This is a genomic window from Williamsia sterculiae, from assembly GCF_900156495.1.
GTDB classification, from domain to species: Bacteria; Actinomycetota; Actinomycetes; order Mycobacteriales; family Mycobacteriaceae; genus Williamsia_B; species Williamsia_B sterculiae.
Map to the genome: position 1 here is coordinate 147,026 of NZ_FTNT01000005.1, position 17,937 is coordinate 164,962.

The following is a 17,937-nucleotide window of genomic DNA, read 5'->3' on the forward strand; positions in this document are numbered from 1 at the left end:
CATCAGGGTTGCGGCTGCAGCGACGACGGTCGCCGCCGGGTGGTTCCGGCGCCGGAGGCCTCGTGATCGTTGACCCGACCGGCACCCCAGGACAGCGCCGCGATGAGGGCCAATGAACACACCAGCACCACCACGGACGCGGCCGGATACAGCCAGGCGGGCACGTCGAAGGTGCGTTCGCGCTGGAGGACCTTGATCTCGGCGATGAGGGGTTTGGTCGAATTCGGTTCGGCCGGTTCGCCCGCGGCGCCGATCGCGGCGTCGGAGGGCAAGTACACCGGCACCGCGGCCATCGTGTAACCGTCCTGGACCCGCAGCAGGGTCTTCCAGTCACCGGTGATCGGTACCGGCTCGGTGGATCGGTAGTGACCGGGCCCGACCTTCTCGAGACGGTCGATGACCAACCCGCGTTGGTTGTCCAGACCACCCTGCCAGGCCAGGAGCGTCACCCACTCCGGGTTATCACCGACCACGTCGGCCGGACGCAGTGTCACATCCGCGGTTGCGCCGAGTTGGCCTGCCGACGTCTGGGTCTGGGTGAGTGCGATGGTGGCGGTGGTGTTATCGGGCACCGTGGTCTGCAGCCCGTTGGCGACGGCACCGGCGATGATCAGCACCGTCAGCAACACGGCACCTATACCGACGGAACGCCGCGGGAGCTTCTCGCCGACCGCGACAACGGCGAGCAGCCCGCCGCACAATCCGGTGGCGACACCCACCGGGACCGCCATGGCCAGCCCCTCACCCCACATGCTGGTCGGCCACGGGTAGTGGTAGACGGCGTCGATCCAGAACGACTCGATCCACAGGCCGACGGTGGAGACTCCGAGTCCCGCGACGAGGCCGAACAGCAGCCGGCGTTTGACGAGGGGGGTCAGCGCCAGCACCTCGACGACCAGTGCGGCACCGAGGTAGAGCGGCAGTACGTTGATCGGCGCGCCCAACACCGGCCCGACGACAAGTGCGACCACCCCGCGGACAGCGATGGCGAACACTGCGGCCAGGATGGCGCTCCCCGGGCCGAGGGTGAGACGACCGGCCACCAGTGCGAGCGATGCCGCACCGGCGATCATCATGGGCTGCAACACCAGCCGGAACTGCTCCACGCCGAAGTCGTACTCGATCTGGAACACCGACAGCCCGATCAGCAGACCGCCGAACGCCAGGCAGCGGACCAGCCAGTTGCCTCGCTTGTCGGCGGGTGCGTCGGGACCCATTGCGGCTTTGCCCTCACGATCCAGGATGACCACCGCGATGAGCGACAGTCCCGCGCCACCGATGAGCATCAGGTGCGTAGGTCCCCACAGCGTGACGTCCTGACCGAAGATGCGGTGCCAGATGTCGTCCAGCGGGAATCCGAGAAGCGCGTAGAAACCGGCGGCGCTCAACAAGATCCCACCGACCGGGGCATGCCAGGTACGGGTGATACGCACCGCCGAACGGCCCGGCTTGTCGTAGGGCAGGAAGACCGAGAGCATGCCTGCGATGAAGAGCAGAAACAGACCCACCAGGATGAAATAGTGCGCCGGATTGGCCAGCGGGCCGGCGTCGCGGCCCTTGCCGATGTGCAGGCTGACATCCCACAGGAAGCCGAACAGCGCGCAGATGATGGTGCTGACGAAGAGAAAGATGGGCAGTGCGGCCCATGGTGGCCGATTGAGCCGTCGCCCCGCCCATTCGGCCAGGGTGGTCAGCCAGGTGATCTTGCGGGCGCGGTGCAGATAGCCCACCCAGAGCAGGCCCGCGGAGACGACGGCCGCAGCCGCCGACATGCCGAAAACCTGGTCGAGGGCGGCTCCACCACCCGCGGCGGCCAGAGGTTGAATGGCGACACCGCTCGTTGACATGGTCGAAGTATGCGGTATCCGTGGCGGTTAGGGAAGAAGTTCGTCATTGTTCACCACGCCGGGGCAGGATGATGCGAACGGGTCGACACACACTCGCCGATCTGTGTCACAACCTCGTCGAGAACCGGTGCGGGAGAAGAGCTCTCCCGCACCGGTTCGGCGGACCACAGTTCAGGCGGCGACAGTGCCCGACGCGACGGCGGGTTCGAGCGCGAGCGCGACGATCTCCGCGACGTCGGTCATCGGTCGCACCGTGAGGGCGTCGAGAACCTCGGCGGGTACATCGTCGAGATCGGGCTCGTTGCGCTGAGGGACGAACACGGTGCCCAGGCCGTTGCGTTGGGCGGCGAGCAGTTTCTGCTTCACCCCACCGATGGGCAGCACCCGACCGTTGAGTGTCACCTCACCGGTCATCCCGACGTCCGACCGCACGCGACGGCCGGTGGCCATCGACACCAACGCGGTGACCATGGTGACCCCCGCGGACGGTCCGTCCTTGGGTACCGCACCGGCGGGTACGTGGATGTGGATACGCCGGTCCAACGCGGCGGGGTCCACGCCGAGCTCGCGTGCGTGGGATCGCACGTACGACAGGGCGATCTGTGCGGACTCGCGCATCACCTCCCCGAGTTGACCGGTCATCTGCAGGGCCGGGTCACCGTCGGTCGCACTCGCCTCGATGTACAACACGTCACCGCCCATCCCGGTCACCGCGAGGCCGGTGGCCACACCGGGGACCGCGGTGCGCTCCTCGACGTCCGGGGTGAATCGTGGTCGACCCAGATGGTCGACGAGTTGTTCCACCCCGATCTGCACCGGTGCCGTCGTCGTGCCCGACGCGATGTTGGTGGCGACCTTGCGTAACGCCTTGGCCAGCAGGCGGTCGAACTGTCGGACGCCCGGCTCGCGGGTGTAGTCCGCCGCGATCTCCCGCAGAGCATCGTCGGTGATGGTCACCTCCGACTCCGCGAGCGCGGCGCGTTCCCGCTGCCGCGGCAACAGGAAATCACGGGCGATGGCGACCTTGTCGTCTGCGGTGTATCCGTCGATGGTCACCAACTCCATCCGGTCCAACAACGCCGCCGGGATGTTCTCGATCACGTTGGCGGTGGCCAGGAACAGCACATCCGAGAGGTCCAGGTCCAGATCGAGGTAGTGATCGCGGAAGGTGTGGTTCTGCGCCGGGTCGAGCACCTCGAGCAGGGCAGCCGCCGGGTCGCCCCGGAAATCCGAACCGACCTTGTCGATCTCGTCGAGCAGCACCACCGGGTTCATCGACCCCGCCTCACCGATGGCCCGCACGATGCGACCGGGCAGCGCGCCGACGTAGGTACGGCGGTGCCCACGGATCTCCGCCTCATCGCGCACGCCACCGAGGGCCACGCGCACGAACTTCCGGCCGAGCGCTCGAGCCACCGATTCACCGAGCGACGTCTTACCGACCCCGGGAGGACCGGCCAGCACCAGCACCGCACCGGACCCGCGACCGCCGACCACCTGCAGTCCGCGTTCGGCCCGACGGGCCCGCACGGCCAGGTACTCCACGATGCGGTCCTTGACGTCGACGAGCCCGTGGTGGTCGGCGTCCAGGATCTCCCGGGCACCCTTGATGTCGGTGGAGTCGTCGGTGGTCACCGACCACGGCAACTCCAGCACGGTGTCCAGCCAGGTCCGGATCCACCCGGTCTCGGGCGACTGGTCGCTGGCGCGTTCGAGTTTGTCCACCTCGCGCAGAGCGGCGTCGCGCACCTTGTCGGGCAGCTCGGCGGACTCGACGCGGGCGCGGTAGTCGTCGGTGCCGTCGGGTTCACCCTCACCGAGTTCCTTGCGGATCGCGGCCAGCTGTTGACGCAGCAGGAACTCCTTCTGTGTCTTCTCCATGCCGTTGCGTACGTCGTCGGCGATCTTGTCGCTGACCTCGGTCTCGGCGATGTGCTCGGCGGTCCAGTCGATCAGCGTGCGCAACCGGGCGGCCACGTCGGGAGTCTCCACCAGCTCGCGCTTCTGCACGTCGGTGAGCCAGGAGGCGTAACCGGAGGTGTCCGCCAGGGCTGACGGGTCGGTCATCCGGTTCACCCCGTCGATGAGCTGCCAGGCCTCGCGACGCTGCAGCAGGGCCAACACCAGCTTCTTGTATTCCGCGGCCAGGGCGCGGACCTCGTCGGTGATCGGCGGGTCGGCGACCTCGGTCACCTCCACCCAGAGTGCGGCACCCGGACCGGTGGTCCCGGCACCGATGTGCGCGCGTCGTTCACCTTTCACCACGGCCGCCCGCTGGCCGTCGGCCATCCGTCCCACCTGCACGATCGTCGCGATCACCCCGTAGGAGGGGTAGCGGTCCTCGAGGCGCGGGGCGACCAGCAGTTTGCCGGACTCGGTGGCCTGTGCGGCGTCGACGGCCGCGGTCGCGGTCTCGTCGAGGGGGAGTGGCACCACCATCCCGGGCAGCAGCACGGGGTCGGTGACGAACAGAACGGGGACGGTCGAGATCGGTGCGGAGTCGGGGTTGGTCATGGATCCTCCATCATTGAGCCTGCCGGACTCAACCATCGGTGCGGACCAGACCATCCCCGATCGGTGTTCGCCCTGAGCGAAGGGCGGCCCGGGCCGGGACGCCGCCGTCATCGGCGATACTCGGACCATGCCCCTCGACACCCGGACCACCCGGATCGCGACCCCCGCAGGCGAGCTGATCGCCGACGTCGCCGACGGTGTGGTCCGCGCCCGGGGGATCCCCTACGGTGTCGCCGAACGCTTCCGGCGTCCGCATCCGCATCCGGGATGGACGGAGCCCCGCGACGCCCGGGTCCGCGGTCCGGCGGCCCCGCAGATCTCGGCCGGGGTCGACAGCGTGGCCGGTGCCGTCGTCGACGATCTCGAGCAGAGCGAGAACTGTCAGGTGCTGTCGGTGTTCGCACCCGTCGACGCCGTCGACGCACCGGTGATGGTGTGGCTACACGGTGGCGCCTACATGTCCGGAGCCGGTGAGTCGCCGAAATACGACGCCGACGACCTGGCCCGCGAAGGCGTGGTCGTGGTCACCGTGACCTACCGGCTCGGCGTCCTCGGCTACCTCAACCCGTGCGATCCCGCTGCGGAGAACCTCGGTCTTCGCGATCAGCTGCTGGCGCTCGAGTGGGTGCGCGACTCCGTGGCCGCTTTCGGCGGTGACCCGGGTTCGGTGACGGTGTTCGGGCATTCGGCAGGTGGCGATTCGGTGGTCGCCCTGATGCTGGCGCCGCCGGCCACCGGGTTGTTCACCCGGGCGATCGTGCAGAGCGCTCCGCTCTCGTTGCGGAGCGGACGGGACCGGGTGACCGAGGCCCAACGTGTCGTGCTGCGCGACGAGCTCGCCGATCCGGTCGCCGCGTCGGTCGGCGAGGTGCTCGCCGCGCAGCTGCGGGCGGTGGTGCGGGCGGCCGACTTCGGGAGGGTCGGCGGGCTGCCGTTCGCGCCGGTGCAGGGGTGTCCGCCGGTGGCACCCACGACCGAGGCCGACGCCCGGTTGGCCGACGCCGCGTCCCGCATCGAGCTGTTGATCGGTCACACCGTCGACGACGCCACACCGTTCGTCGCAGAGGATCCACGGGCCATGCGGGTGGCCCGTCTCGGCCGAGTGGGCCGTGCCGTCCTGCGGGTCGTGGCCCGGCGGATCACCGCGCAGATGTTCGCCGGCCCCGCGCACGACTTCGCCGCCGCCTGGCGCCGTCATGGTGGTCGCTGCGCCACCTACGTCTTCGACTGGGCGCCGCGGGACTCGCCGCACGGTTCCTGCCACTCCATCGAGCTGCCCTTCCTGTTCGGAGCGGACGGTGCCTGGGCTGATGCGCCGATGCTGGCCGGTGAACGCCCCGACCCGGACCTGGCGGCCCGCATGCGTCGCATCTGGGCTGCTTTCGCTCGCGACGGTCTCCAGGGCCTCCCCGCCGACTCGCTGCGCCTCGCCGCCATTTGAGGCCGATCGGACCCTCGCCCGAGGTCACGAAGCGATAACGGCCGCGGAAGCAGTGTTGCGATTCGTCGATGACCGACCCCCGCGCATGCGTCGAACGGCATGTGTCGGCACACTCGATACAAGTGGGTTCGCCCCGCGGCAGATCGTCGCGGCGTGATGCGAACCCCCGAGGAAGGAATGCTGTGACCACGGTCAACGCATACGTCGCCACCGCCGCCGACCAACCGTTGGAGAAGCGCGCCATCGAGCGTCGCGAACTCGGCCCGAAGGATGTCCTCATCGACATCAAATTCGCGGGGATCTGCCACTCCGACATCCACACCGCCCGCAACGAATGGAAAGGGACCACCTACCCCGTCGTCCCTGGGCACGAGATCGCCGGCATCGTCGAGGCCGTCGGATCGGAGGTCACCGCCCACAAGGTCGGCGATCGCGTGGGCGTGGGGTGTTTCGTCGACTCCTGCGGTGAGTGTGCCGCCTGCAAGAACGGTGACGAGCAGTACTGCGAGAAGGGCGTCGTCCAGACGTACAACTCGAACACCTACGAAGGTGAGTTCACCAACGGTGGGTACTCGGAGAAGGTGGTGGTGACGGAGAAGTTCGTCCTACGGATCCCCGAGGGTGTGGAACTCGACGTCGCCGCGCCGCTGCTCTGCGCCGGGATCACGCTGTACGCACCGCTCAAGCACTGGGGTGCCGGCCCGGGCAAGAAGGTCGCGATCATCGGCCTGGGTGGACTCGGTCACGTCGGAGTGAAGATCGCCCACGCTCTCGGTGCCGAGGTGACCGTGCTCAGCCAGACGCTGAACAAGGAGGAGGACGGCAAGAAGTTCGGCGCCGACCACTACTACGCCACCAAGGACAACGATCAGTTGTTCTCCGACCATGCAAACGAATTCGACCTGATCATCAACACCGTCTCGGTGAACCTCCCGCTGGACAAGTACCTGCGCTTGCTCGCCGTCGACGGGACCCTCGTGGAGCTCGGGGTGCCCACCAAGCCGCTCGAGGTCGCAGCGTTCTCGTTGCTGGCCAATCGACGTTCGTTGGCCGGTTCCATGGTCGGGGGGATCCCGCTGACCCAGGAGATGCTCGACTTCTGCGCCGAACACCACATCGGTGCCGAGATCGAGAAGATCGGCGCCGATGAGATCAACGACGCCTACGACCGGGTGGTCGACAGCGACGTTCGCTATCGCTTCGTCATCGACACCGCCACCCTGGCCGGCTGAGCCGACCCCTCGTCGACCGGGCGATCTCCGCTGACCTGCCTGCCTGCCCGCCCGGCCCGCTTCGCGGCACTACCATGACGCCCATGGGCGAACCGGTGGGACAACGGGAAGCGGGCTGGCGGGACGGGTTGCGCGACGTCGACGACTCGCTGTTCGACGGTCGGGAACAGCAACCGGTCGAGTCGGAGTACGCGTCGTTGACCTACGAGGTGACCGACCGGATCGCCCGCATCACCTTCAACCGTCCGCACCGCGGCAACACGATCACCGCTGACACCCCGCGCGAGCTGGTGGAGGTGGTGGAGCGGGCCGACCTCGACCCCGAGGTACACGTCATCCTGCTGTCCGGCCGGGGCAAGGGATTCTGCGGCGGTTACGACCTCGGTATCTACGCCGAGGCCGACGGGTCGGAGACGGCGCCTCGCGGCCCGTCGACCACCGGCACGGTCATCGACCCCATCGTGCAGGCTCGCAATCACAACCCCCACGGTCAGTGGGACCCGATGGTCGACTACGCGATGATGAGCAGGTTCACCAGGGCGTTCTCCTGCCTGATGCACGCCGACAAGCCGACCGTGGCGAAGATCCACGGGTTCTGTGTGGCGGGCGGAACCGACATCGCGTTGCACTGCGATCAGATCATCGCTGCCGACGACACCAAGATCGGGTATCCGCCGACGCGGGTCTGGGGGGTGCCCTCGGCGGGGTTGTGGGCCCATCGGCTCGGCGACCAACGCGCCAAACGACTGCTGTTCACCGGTGACTGCATCACCGGTGAGCAGGCCGCTGAGTGGGGGCTGGCTGTCGAATCCGCACCCGCTGACCAGCTCGACGACCGCACGGAGGAACTCGTCGCGCGGATCGCGCGGATGCCGACCAACCAGCTGATGATGGTGAAATTGGCGCTGAACAGCGCGCTGGACACCCAGGGCGTGTCCACGTCGGCGATGATCAGCACGGTGTTCGACGGCGTGTCCCGCCACACCCGTGAGGGGTACGCGTTCCAGCAGCGGGCCGCGACCGTCGGTTTCCGGGAGGCGGTACGCGAACGCGACGAGGTGTTCGGCGATCACAAGCGGAACGCCATGAAGGACCGATCGGCCGGACCCACCGACTGAGACGAGCGCCTGGGGGGCCGGGGAGCTCGTGCGTGCTGGTGGCGCGCGATCAGGTGATGGCCACGGTGGCGGTCGCCCGCCCGAAGATGCGCTTGTCGTCGACGGTGGCGGTGATGGCCAGGACCGCGGTCTTGGCCTCCTCGTCCACCGACTTCACCCGCCCGCTGTAGGTGATCGCCGCAGGTTCCTGGGCGCTGACCGGCGCGATGCCGGTGAACCGCACCTTGTAGTCCACCAGCGCCAACGGATGCACCAACTCGTTGGTCAGATAGGACGCACCCAGGCCCATCGTGAGCATCCCGTGCGCGATGGTCGACTTCAGTCCCACTTTGTGCGCGATGTAGTCGCTGTAGTGGATGGGGTTGAGATCACCGGACACCCCGGCGAAGTCGATCAGGTCGACCAGCGCCACCCGCGGGGTCCAGGTCGGCAGCGGATCACCGAGCGCGATGGCCGCGGCGTGGTCGCGGATCGCCGGGTCGTCGCCGGTGGGGGTCTCCGGCAGTTCGGCCACCGCGGCCGGGATGTCGATGGTGTGGAATCCACCCGAGTCGTGCAACAAGGCGCGGTCGCCGAGCACCGCGTTGGCCGCGGCCATGATCTCGTCGTCGTTCGGATTGCCCGCCCGGCCCAGCACGGTCGACCGGGAGGCCGCCGCGACCGTGCCGTGCTGGTTCACCAGGTAGCCGTCGAAGATGATGATGTCACCGCCGGCCTTGGTGCGGATGGGCAGCAAGGCGATGATCGAACGGATCTCGTCGCCCGCGCGCATCGGGTGGTAGTAGGTGAACGTCTGATCCGTGTGGATCGTCCCGCTCATCCCGTATCTGGCGAGTTCGCCGGCAGCGAGCCACCGCATGGCGCGTGTCCCCATCTTCGACGCGAACGTCGGCGGGGTCAGCAGGGTCGCGTTGTCGTCCCCCTCGAACCAGTGCGCGGCGTTGTCGGCACGCACGGTGCGGGCGAAGTCACGGACGTCCTCCCGTCCGACGACGAAGATGTCGTTGGACTCGAAGAACTTCCAGCCGTCGAATCTCGCCAGATCGTTCACTTCGCGCAGGTGAATTGCATGACGTCGATGTACCCCTTACGGAAGAAATCTGCACAACCGGTGAGGTAGTGCATGTAGGTGTCGAAGGTCTCCTGCGACGCGATCTGCACCGCCTCGTCGTGCTTCGCTTGGAGGTTCTCCGCCCAGATGTCCAGCGTGTGAGCGTAGTGCAGCTGCAACGGCTGGACCAACTCAACGGTGAAACCCGCAGCCTCGGCGCGGGCCTCCACCTTGGCGGGCGGCGGCAACTCTCCACCGGGGAAGATCTCGGTGGCGATGAACTTGGCGAATTCGATCACCGGACGGTCGATCGGCAGGCCCTTGGCGCGGATGTCGGAACGCTCCCAGGCGACGATCGTGTGCAGCAGCATCCGACCGTCCGGTGGCAGCAGTCGGTAGATCTTCTCGAAGAACGGGTCGTAGCGCTCCTTACGGAAGTGCTCGAACGCGCCGATGCTGACCACGCGGTCGACGGGCTCGTCGAACTCCTCCCAGCCCTGCAGCCGAACCTCGGCCTGCTCGGGCCCGAGTCCGCGGTCGCGGAAGAGCTGGTTGACCCGCTCGTACTGGTTCTTGCTGAGCGTGAGACCGACGACCTTCACGTCGTACTGATCGATGGCACGCAGCATGGTGGCGCCCCAACCGCAGCCGACATCCAGCAGCCGCATACCCGGCTGCAGCCCCAGCTTGCCCAGCGACAGGTCGACCTTGGCCCGTTGTGCCTGCTCGAGGGTGTAGTCGTCCTCCTTGAAGTAGGCGCAGCTGTAGGTCCGCGAGGGGTCGAGGAACAGTTCGAAGAAGTCGTCGGACAGGTCGTAGTGCGCCTGTACGTTGTCGAAGAAAGGCTCGAGTTCGGCCATCGAGGTCGGTATCCCATCGTTGTGAGCGGCGGACCGTGGACTGACCGGCATCGCACGTGCGGGGACGCGCTGTGGTCGTCGGTGGCCATTGGCTGCGATCTGTGGACTGTGAAAAAGGGCGCACCGAGGGGCTACAGTGCTCAAGCCCGGCCGGCCGTTCACCCCCGTTGAGCAGGGGCTATGACCAGAGCGGTAGCTGCACCCCACAGCTACCGATCGCCGGACTCGCCTGCCCATTGTGCCCTGAGCAGGGCGGGTGTCAAACGATTCCGGCGCAGGTCGCCGAGTCGCCACATCTGGCGCGGTGATGGCCGGGCGCGCTATCTTACTGTGGAGTAAGGTAACCGCTGATCGAAGGGCCGTTCGCGATGACGATCAACCTCGAACTCTCCGAAGCACTGCAGCAGACCGTCGAGCGCACCCATCTGGCCGCCGAACACGTGTTGCGTCCGATCTCCCGCAAGTACGACCTCGCCGAACACACCTACCCGGTCGAGCTCGACGAGTTGGCCAAGGTGGCCGACGAGGCGCAACGGCAGGCGGCCGAGAAGAAGGCCGCCGAGAAGCAGAACGGGGCGTCGGTGAGTGGCGCCGCGTCCACCGACGCCGGTGCCACGATGCAGGCACTGTTGAGTTCCTTGGAGATGTCCTGGGGCGATCTGGGACTGCTGCTCTCCCTGCCGGGTCGCGGACTGGGCAACGCCGCGATCGCCGCGGTCGCCACCCCGCAGCAGCGCGAGAAGTTCGCGGGTGTGTGGGCGGCCATGGCGATCACCGAGCCCGGCTTCGGTTCCGACTCCGCCGCGGTGTCCACGACCGCCACCCGCGACGGCGACGACTACGTCATCAACGGGGAGAAGATCTTCGTCACCGCGGGTTCCCGTGCCGATCACATCGTCGTCTGGGCCACCGTGGACAAGAGCGCGGGCCGCGCGGCCATCAAGAGCTTCGTCGTCCCGCGCGAGAGCCCCGGCGTGACGGTGGCGCGGGTGGAGGACAAGCTCGGCATCAAGTCGTCCGATACCGCCGTGGTCCGGTTCGAGGACTGCCGGGTCCCCGCCGAGAACCTGCTCGGGTCACCCGAGGTCAACACCGAGAAGAGCTTCGGTGGTGTCATGCAGACCTTCGACAACACCCGACCGTTGGTCGCGGCGATGGCGGTCGGTATCTCGCGGGCAGCCCTCGAAGAACTACGCCGGCTCCTCGAGGAGGCCGGTCTCGAGATCGACTACGACCGGCCGGTCGCCGCCCAACACGCGGCGGTCGCCGAGTACATCCGGTTGGAGGCCGACTACGAGGCCACCTACCTGCTCGCGCTGCGGGCGGCATGGATGGCCGACCACGGGCGTCCGAACTCCGCGGAGGCCTCGATGTCCAAGGCCAAGGGCGGCCGCACGGTCACCGACCTGACCACCAAGACGGTGGAGCTGGTGGGCACCCTGGGCTATTCCGAGGAATTGATGCTGGAGAAGTGGGCCCGCGACGCCAAGATCCTCGACATCTTCGAGGGCACACAGCAGATCCAGAACCTGATCATCGCGCGGCGACTGCTGGACAAGAGCAGCGCCGAGCTGAGGTGACGCGTCCGACCGGCGGACGGTGTCTCACCTGACGGTGTTTCATCTGACCGCGCTTCACATGATTGCCGCCAGCATCGCCAGCTTCTCGTGACTCGACGATCCCGGTGTCGCGGTGTAGACGAGCAGTGACTGCGTCTGGTCGGGATCGAGCAGCACCTGACAGTGCACCTCGATCGCGCCCAGTTCCGGATGTACCAGGTGTTTGATCCCGTCGGTCAGCTGCACGCTGATGTCGTGTTCGGCCCAGATCCGCGCGAAGTCGTCGCTGACCGACAGCAGTTCCCGGCTGACGGCGGCGGCCCGCGAACCGGGCCCCTCGCGGGTGACCGCCTGTCGCAGCCGACCGGCATGCGCGCGGGCATGCCGGTCGTGGTCGGCGGCACGGATCCGGGCGCGCTGCTCGGCGTCGGTGAACCAGCGGTACACCACGCTGCGGCGCAACCCGGTGTACTCGGCGTGGTCGCCGAACAGGGCACGTGCGGGTTCGGTCTGGATCAGGGTCTCGCCGGCGCCGTTGATCACCTGCGCCGGGGTGTCGCCCAGCCGGTCCAGGATGCGCATCATGCCCGGGCTCACGTGATCACCGCGGGCGACCCGCTGCGGCGTGTTCTGCCCGGCCAACCGGAACAGGTGATCTCGCTCGTCCAGGGTCAGGTGCAGCGCCCGGGCGATGGCCGCCAACATCTGGTCCGACGGCTGGGGTCCGCGCTGCTGTTCGATCCGGCTGTAGTAGTCGGTCGACATCCCGGCCAGGGCTGCCACCTCCTCACGTCGCAGCCCGGTGGTGCGGCGTCGGACGCCGCGCGGCAGCCCCACGTCCTCGGGTTGCAGCGCCTCGCGTCGGTGCCGCAGGAATTCGGCAAGACCCGTTCGATCCACTCGTCCTCCGATGCCGCCGATGGGTGTCGATCCCAGTGTGCGGCGAATCGGGTGCAGGTCGCCAGGACCTGTCGATCCCTGCCTGAGTCCTCTGGTTCGGGACGAGCGGGGCCGGTCAGGGGCCGGACGCCGGCGAGCAGGTGGTCGCCATCGCCTGCTGACCCATCGGTCGCGGTTCCACCCAGCCGGCGCAGCGGTACAGCAGCCGCGCGACCCGCGTCCGCAGTGAATGCGTCGCGCGTCCGGAACCCTGTGCCGCAGAACGTCTCCGGCGCCGATCGGCTTCATCGTGGAGGTCGGCGATCCGCGAGTACGCGGCACTCATCACGGGGTCGCTCGTCAACCTCTGGTAGGTGCGGTACTCGTTCATGCCCACCAGTGAACAACTTTCGGCCGTGGCTGCGAAACCTATTTTTTCGGTAGCGAATTGCGGTGCTGACCGGTGACGGTTCGGCTGCGTCCGTAGATCGCCTCGTAGGATCGTTTCGCCCGTTCGCGCTCCCGCGCGACGCGCACCGGTTCGATCGCCGGATCGAGGCCGTGTTGATGTAGGCGGCGAGCGCGATTCTGCACCATGTACGCGGCCGAATAGATCAGCGCCAGAATGAGTCCCAGTGCGGTCATGGCGAGGCGTAGCCAGATCGCGCCGGGTAGCAGCAGGAAGATGACGAAGATCGGGACAAAGGGGACCATCCCGCGGATCAGGTGCCGAGACAACGCATGTGGTCCGGTGAGATCGTTGCGCACCCAGTCCCGCAGGTCGACGGGCAGGGGGCGTCCGAAGCAGTAGAGCACCCACTGCACCGGGGTGGGGCGACGTCGCGCACTCATCGGGTGCGCTCACCCGGTGCCGAGACGGCGGTCTGCGCGGCTCGGTTGATCTTCCACAACACGGCACGCAGCTCTTCGAGATCGTCGAGGGTGACCCCCAGAGTGGCGACCACGGCAGGCGGAATCTTCAGAGCCCGCTCGCGGAGGACCCGTCCGGTGTCGGTGAGCGCGACGTCGAGCTGACGTTCGTCGTCGACGGCGCGCTGTCGGGTGAGCAGCCCGGCCTTCTCCAACCGCTTGAGCAGGGGGGACAGGGTGGCCGAGTCGAGCATCAGAGCGTTTCCGATGTCCCGCACCGACCGGGGGTCGCGCTCCCACAGCGCCAGCATCACCAGATACTGCGGGTGGGTGAGGCCCAGGGGCTCCAGCAGCGGTCGGTAGATGTTCAGCACGGTGCGGTTGGTGACGGCCAGCGCGAAGCACACCTGCCGATCGAGTTGCAGCAGGTCGTCGGAAGGAGCGACGGGATTCAGGGCCACGAGATCCAGAGTAGCCGATTGAATCGTGTAGCACTAGTTAGTGCATTAACTACTCGAGTGACTGGTCCTCGAGCTATGCGCGTGATCGCTCAGGCGCGTCCGGTGGGGCGCAACACGATCTCGGTGGGGTGGGCGTCCGCGGGGGTGGTGACGGCAGAGACCACCGCCCGTGCGACGGTCTCGGGGGTGAGGAACTTCGAGGGGTCGTACTCGTCACCCTCGATGGCCACCAGTTCGCGCTGCATGTCGGTATCGATCCGGCCGGGATAGACCGACGTCACCCGCAGGTCCGGCTCTTCCCCGCGCAACGAGTCGGCAAAGGCTCGCAACCCGAACTTGCTGGCCGCGTATGCGCCCCACCCCGGTCGTGCGTTGCGCCCGGCGCCGGAGTTGATGAACACCACGTGTCCGGAGGCCGTGCGCAATGCGGGTAACAGCAGCCGGGTGACCTCGGCGGCGGCGATCAGGTTCACCGCGAGGATCCGCTGCCACTCCTCGGTCGAGAGGTCCTCGACCGGCGCGATGCCCCCGACGCCCGCGGAGTGCACCAGTACGTCGAGCTCGGAGATGGCCTCGGTGGCCGCCTCCACCTCGTCGGGATCGGTGAGCTCGACCGGCCAGGTGCTGGCACCGTCCAGCTCGGTGGCCAGCGCATCGAGTTCGGCCGACGGGCGACCGCCGAGCAACAGATCGTGGGTGGGGGCGAGCTGGCGGGCGATCGCGGCGCCGACGCCGCGGCTCGCGCCGGTGATCAGAGCGGTGGGCATCAGCCCAGGCTAGCCACCGCAGGTCGGCGGAAATCCGGCACAGGGGCAACAATGACCGGATGCCCCACGTCGGATTCACCTCAACCCAGCTGTCGGCGCGGGCCGCCTACCTGCTCCGCGGCAACGACCTGGGCACCATGACCACTGCGGCGCCGAAGCTGTACCCGCACATGTGGAGTTGGGACGCGGCCTTCGTGAGCGTGGGTCTGGCCCCCCTCAGTGTCGAGCGCGCGGTGATGGAACTGGACACGCTGCTGTCGGCGCAGTGGAGCAACGGGATGATCCCGCACATCGTGTTCGCCAACGGGATGGACGGGTACTTCCCCGGTCCGGCGCGCTGGGAGTGTTCCGTGGTCACCGACAAGGCACCCGGCCTGGTCGAGACCTCCGGCATCACCCAGCCGCCGGTGCACGCCATCGCTGTCCAGCGAATCCTCGACCACGCGCGACGGCGGGGACGCACCACCCGCGCGATGACCAACGAGTTCCTCGACAGGCGGTGGGGTGATCTGGTGCGGTGGCATCGCTGGCTGGCGCGGGCTCGGGATCCGGAGGGTCGGGGTCGGATCACCATCTTCCACGGCTGGGAGTCGGGGATGGACAACTCGCCACGCTGGGATGCGGCGTACGCCAACGTCGTTCCCGGACCTGACCTCCCGCCGTATCGGCGGGCCGATCTCGAGCACGTCGTCGACGCGAGTATGCGCCCGAGTAATCTCGAATACGACCGCTACATCTGGCTGCTGGAACAGATGAAACGTGCGGGATACGACGACACGGTGCTGCCCAAGGTCATGGACTTCGCGGTCGAGGACGTCTTCGTCAGTGCCATCTTCGCGGTTGCCTGCGACGTTCTCGCGACCATCGGCGAGGACTATGCGAAACCCCGCTCGGACGTCCGCGACCTGCGGGCCTGGGCCGACCGGTTTCGATCGGGCGTCGTCGCCGCGTCGAGTGAACGCAACGGCGCCGCTGCCGACTACGACCTGCGCGCCCGCCGGTGGATCCACACCGAGACCATCGCGAACTTCGCCCCGCTGCTCTGTGGGGGACTGCCCAGGGAACGCGAGCGGGCGCTGCTGCGGTTGTTCGACGGTCCGCGGTTCTGTGGCCATCCCGACCTCAGGTACGCGGTCCCGCCGTCCAACTCACCCATCTCCGGTGACTTCCGGCCCCGCGAGTACTGGCGCGGTCCGGTATGGCCGGTGATGACGTGGCTGTTCTCGTGGGCCTTCGCGCGGCGCGGTTGGCCGGAGCGGGCCGCGCGGCTGCGGGAGGAGGGGTTGCGGCAGGCCGAGGACGGCGCCTTCGCCGAGTACTACGAACCGTTCACCGGCGAACCACTGGGCAGCATGCAGCAGAGCTGGACCGCGGCTGCCGTCCTCGACTGGCTCGACTGACCGCCCACTCGCCACGAACAACGGCCCACTCAACACGAACAACGGCCCACTCGACGGTTGAACCCGTCGAGTGGGCCGACATCAGCGTCGAGCGTGCCTTACATCTCCTCGTTGCCCACCAGGGCGGCGCCGGCCGGGACCTCGTGCGAGTCTGCCTTCGCCGACCGCACCAGCGACACCGCGACGACGGCGACCACGCAATAGCCTGCCGCGAACCAGAACGGCGTGGACGTGCTGTGGAACCAGTCGGCGAGGTGGGCGCACAGCACCGCGGCGACCGCGGCACCGAACCACCGCAGGAAGTTGTACCCCGCACTCGCGACCGATCGAGGTGCGTCGCCCGCAGCCATCGCGACACCGGTGAACAGCGTGTTGAGCACGCCCGACGGGATCCCGGAGATCACCACCACCGCCATGATCAGCGGGACGTTGCCGATGACCACGGCCCAGGCCGCCACCGCCATCACCACGGCGTACACGCCGATCGCACTCATCACGCCCGCCTTCTCGCCGATCAGCTGTGCGACACGGGGGCCGATGAACACACCGCTGAGTGCGACGAACAGACCCCAACCGAAGAAGACCAGCCCGGCGTAGATCGGCCGCAGACCCATCACCAGCGGGGCCCACGCGATGACCGTGAAGAAGGCGCCGGTGTAGAACGCCGACCCCAGGCCGGTGATGAAGAGCGTGCGGTTGCGCAGCGCGCGGATCGGGTCGAGCAGCGAGACCGGTTGCCGGGTCGACCGGGGTGCGTCCTCGGGCAGCATCCACGCGCACAGGATGGCGCCGATGAGCATCAGGATCGCGGTGCCGCCGAACGGTGCCCGCCAGGTCCACTCGCCGAGGGTGGCACCGACCAGCGGGCCGATGGCCAGGCCGACGCCCAGTGCGGCCTCGTAGAGCAGGATCGCGCCCTGCTGTCCGCCGCGGGCCGATCCGACGATGAACGCCAGTGCGGTCGCGATGAACAACGCATTGCCCAGCCCCCACAGCACGCGTAGGGCAATGAGTTCGTCGATGCCACCCGCGGTCGCGGAGACGGCGGCGGCGATCACGATGCACACCAGCCCGACGGTCAGCGTGCGTTTCGGCCCGAACCGGTAGGCCGACCACCCGGTGAGCAGCATCGCGACGACCTGCACCCCCATGTACACACCGAACAACAGGGTGAGCTTCTCGGGCGGCGCGTTGAGCGCCTCGGCGATGGTGTTGAGAATCGGGTCCACCAGTCCGATGCCCATGAAGGCGATCACCGCGGCGAAGGCGGTGACCCAGACGGCCCGCGGTTGTCCGCGGAACGCGTCGGTCAGCGACGGGTGGCCGTGTTGCCGGGGGTGACTCTGCTCGGCCCGGGTGGGCAGGTCCTGTGTTGTCGTCATTCAGTTCTCCGAATCGGTTGCAGCAGATTCGGGGCGGCCGTTCGCCTCGAGAAGGTGCTTGAGTTCCACCAGAGCGGGTACCGCTCGACCGAGTGCTGCGATGTCGTCGGACGACATCTGTTGCAGCGCCGACACCAGGACCTCGTCTCGACGTCCGGCGACGTCGGTGAGGACCTCGGCACCGTGGGCGCTCAGTTGCACCAACACGGCCCGCCGGTCCTCGGGGTCGGGTGTCCGCTCGGCCAGGCCCTGCCTGCTCAGGCCGTCCACCAACGCTGTCGCGGTCGGCATCCGGACGCCTTCGCGATCGGCGAGTTCCCCCATCCGCAGGGGACCGTGATCGAGCAGCGTCACCAACGCCGTCGCCTGAGCCGCCGTGTATTCGGTGACGGCGGTGCGCCGACGCAGGATCTGATGCAGGCGACCGATGGTCGGACGCAACGCGCCGGCCAGGGTGCCGAGATCGGGAGCAGTCGTGGTGGACATAGTTAGTAACACTAACACTTAGTGAAACTAACTACTACCGCTCCGAGCGTCATCGAGGTGTGATCTGTGG

The 17,937-nt window shown here is 67.9% G+C and carries 16 protein-coding genes; 5 read left to right on the forward strand and 11 right to left on the reverse strand.

The window, feature by feature from the left end; translation table 11 throughout:
- Positions 1–2 precede the first annotated feature (2 nt).
- Together BW971_RS10180 and lon are read right to left on the reverse strand one after the other, a co-directional pair.
- Entirely contained in the window at positions 3–1,847 is a 1,845-nt protein-coding gene (locus BW971_RS10180; protein WP_076479160.1) for a hypothetical protein, read from the reverse strand.
- Positions 1,848–2,018: 171 nt separating this feature from the next.
- Positions 2,019–4,361, reverse strand: coding sequence for an endopeptidase La (gene lon / locus BW971_RS10185; protein ID WP_076479397.1), 2,343 nt, complete (start codon positions 4,359–4,361; stop codon positions 2,019–2,021).
- A 127-nt stretch (positions 4,362–4,488) separates the two neighbouring features.
- Here lon and BW971_RS10190 point away from each other — a divergent pair, with 127 nt between their 5' ends.
- The 3 genes from BW971_RS10190 (at position 4,489) to BW971_RS10200 (ending at position 8,152) form a co-directional block, all read left to right on the forward strand.
- Positions 4,489–5,802 carry a carboxylesterase family protein gene (locus tag BW971_RS10190; protein WP_076479162.1) on the forward strand — a complete coding sequence of 438 codons (1,314 nt, stop codon included), beginning with the start codon at positions 4,489–4,491 and terminating at the stop codon, positions 5,800–5,802.
- 182 nt (positions 5,803–5,984) lie between these two features.
- The gene (locus BW971_RS10195; RefSeq protein ID WP_076479164.1) at positions 5,985–7,034 is read left to right on the forward strand and encodes an NAD(P)-dependent alcohol dehydrogenase; all 1,050 of its coding nucleotides are present in this window, start codon (positions 5,985–5,987) and stop codon (positions 7,032–7,034) included.
- 83 nt (positions 7,035–7,117) lie between these two features.
- Entirely contained in the window at positions 7,118–8,152 is a 1,035-nt protein-coding gene (locus BW971_RS10200; protein ID WP_407701211.1) for a crotonase/enoyl-CoA hydratase family protein, read from the forward strand.
- A 49-nt stretch (positions 8,153–8,201) separates the two neighbouring features.
- Here BW971_RS10200 and BW971_RS10205 read toward each other — a convergent pair whose 3' ends face one another.
- Positions 8,202–9,203: an FAS1-like dehydratase domain-containing protein gene (locus BW971_RS10205; protein WP_076479168.1), complete on the reverse strand. Its 1,002-nt coding sequence runs from the start codon at positions 9,201–9,203 to the stop codon at positions 8,202–8,204.
- On the reverse strand, positions 9,200–10,063 hold the full coding sequence (locus BW971_RS10210) for a cyclopropane mycolic acid synthase family methyltransferase (RefSeq protein WP_076479399.1): 864 nt from the start codon (positions 10,061–10,063) through the stop codon (positions 9,200–9,202). Before BW971_RS10210 ends, BW971_RS10205 begins: the two co-directional genes overlap by 4 nt.
- A 368-nt stretch (positions 10,064–10,431) precedes the next feature.
- Here BW971_RS10210 and BW971_RS10215 point away from each other — a divergent pair, with 368 nt between their 5' ends.
- Positions 10,432–11,643: an acyl-CoA dehydrogenase family protein gene (locus tag BW971_RS10215; protein ID WP_076479170.1), complete on the forward strand. Its 1,212-nt coding sequence runs from the start codon at positions 10,432–10,434 to the stop codon at positions 11,641–11,643.
- 54 nt (positions 11,644–11,697) lie between these two features.
- On the opposite strand, the gene BW971_RS10220 is transcribed toward BW971_RS10215, so the two are convergent.
- The 5 genes from BW971_RS10220 to BW971_RS10240 all read right to left on the reverse strand — a co-directional run bounded on the left by BW971_RS10220 (position 11,698) and on the right by BW971_RS10240 (position 14,599).
- Positions 11,698–12,522: a helix-turn-helix transcriptional regulator gene (locus BW971_RS10220; RefSeq protein WP_076479172.1), complete on the reverse strand. Its 825-nt coding sequence runs from the start codon at positions 12,520–12,522 to the stop codon at positions 11,698–11,700.
- Between the two features lie 115 nt (positions 12,523–12,637).
- Complete coding sequence (locus tag BW971_RS21890; protein WP_076479174.1) at positions 12,638–12,892, reverse strand: hypothetical protein; 255 nt, start codon at positions 12,890–12,892, stop codon at positions 12,638–12,640.
- 38 nt (positions 12,893–12,930) lie between these two features.
- Positions 12,931–13,353 (reverse strand): DUF5313 family protein, encoded by a 423-nt coding sequence (locus tag BW971_RS10230; RefSeq protein ID WP_076479176.1) that lies wholly within the window; start codon positions 13,351–13,353, stop codon positions 12,931–12,933.
- Positions 13,350–13,832 (reverse strand): MarR family winged helix-turn-helix transcriptional regulator, encoded by a 483-nt coding sequence (locus tag BW971_RS10235; RefSeq protein ID WP_234974338.1) that lies wholly within the window; start codon positions 13,830–13,832, stop codon positions 13,350–13,352. The genes BW971_RS10230 and BW971_RS10235 overlap by 4 nt, the downstream gene beginning before the upstream one ends.
- 89 nt (positions 13,833–13,921) lie before the next feature.
- The gene (locus BW971_RS10240; protein WP_076479180.1) at positions 13,922–14,599 is read right to left on the reverse strand and encodes an SDR family oxidoreductase; all 678 of its coding nucleotides are present in this window, start codon (positions 14,597–14,599) and stop codon (positions 13,922–13,924) included.
- Positions 14,600–14,658: 59 nt separating this feature from the next.
- Between BW971_RS10240 and ggh the strand changes: the two genes are divergently transcribed.
- Positions 14,659–15,999, forward strand: a complete 1,341-nt coding sequence (gene ggh, locus BW971_RS10245; RefSeq protein WP_076479182.1) for a glucosylglycerate hydrolase — start codon at positions 14,659–14,661, stop codon at positions 15,997–15,999.
- Positions 16,000–16,097: 98 nt separating this feature from the next.
- Here ggh and BW971_RS10250 read toward each other — a convergent pair whose 3' ends face one another.
- Both BW971_RS10250 and BW971_RS10255 read right to left on the reverse strand, forming a co-directional pair.
- Complete coding sequence (locus BW971_RS10250) at positions 16,098–17,381, reverse strand: MFS transporter (RefSeq protein ID WP_083709660.1); 1,284 nt, start codon at positions 17,379–17,381, stop codon at positions 16,098–16,100.
- Positions 17,382–17,867: a MarR family winged helix-turn-helix transcriptional regulator gene (locus BW971_RS10255; protein WP_076479184.1), complete on the reverse strand. Its 486-nt coding sequence runs from the start codon at positions 17,865–17,867 to the stop codon at positions 17,382–17,384. It abuts the gene before it with no gap.
- Positions 17,868–17,937 lie beyond the last annotated feature (70 nt).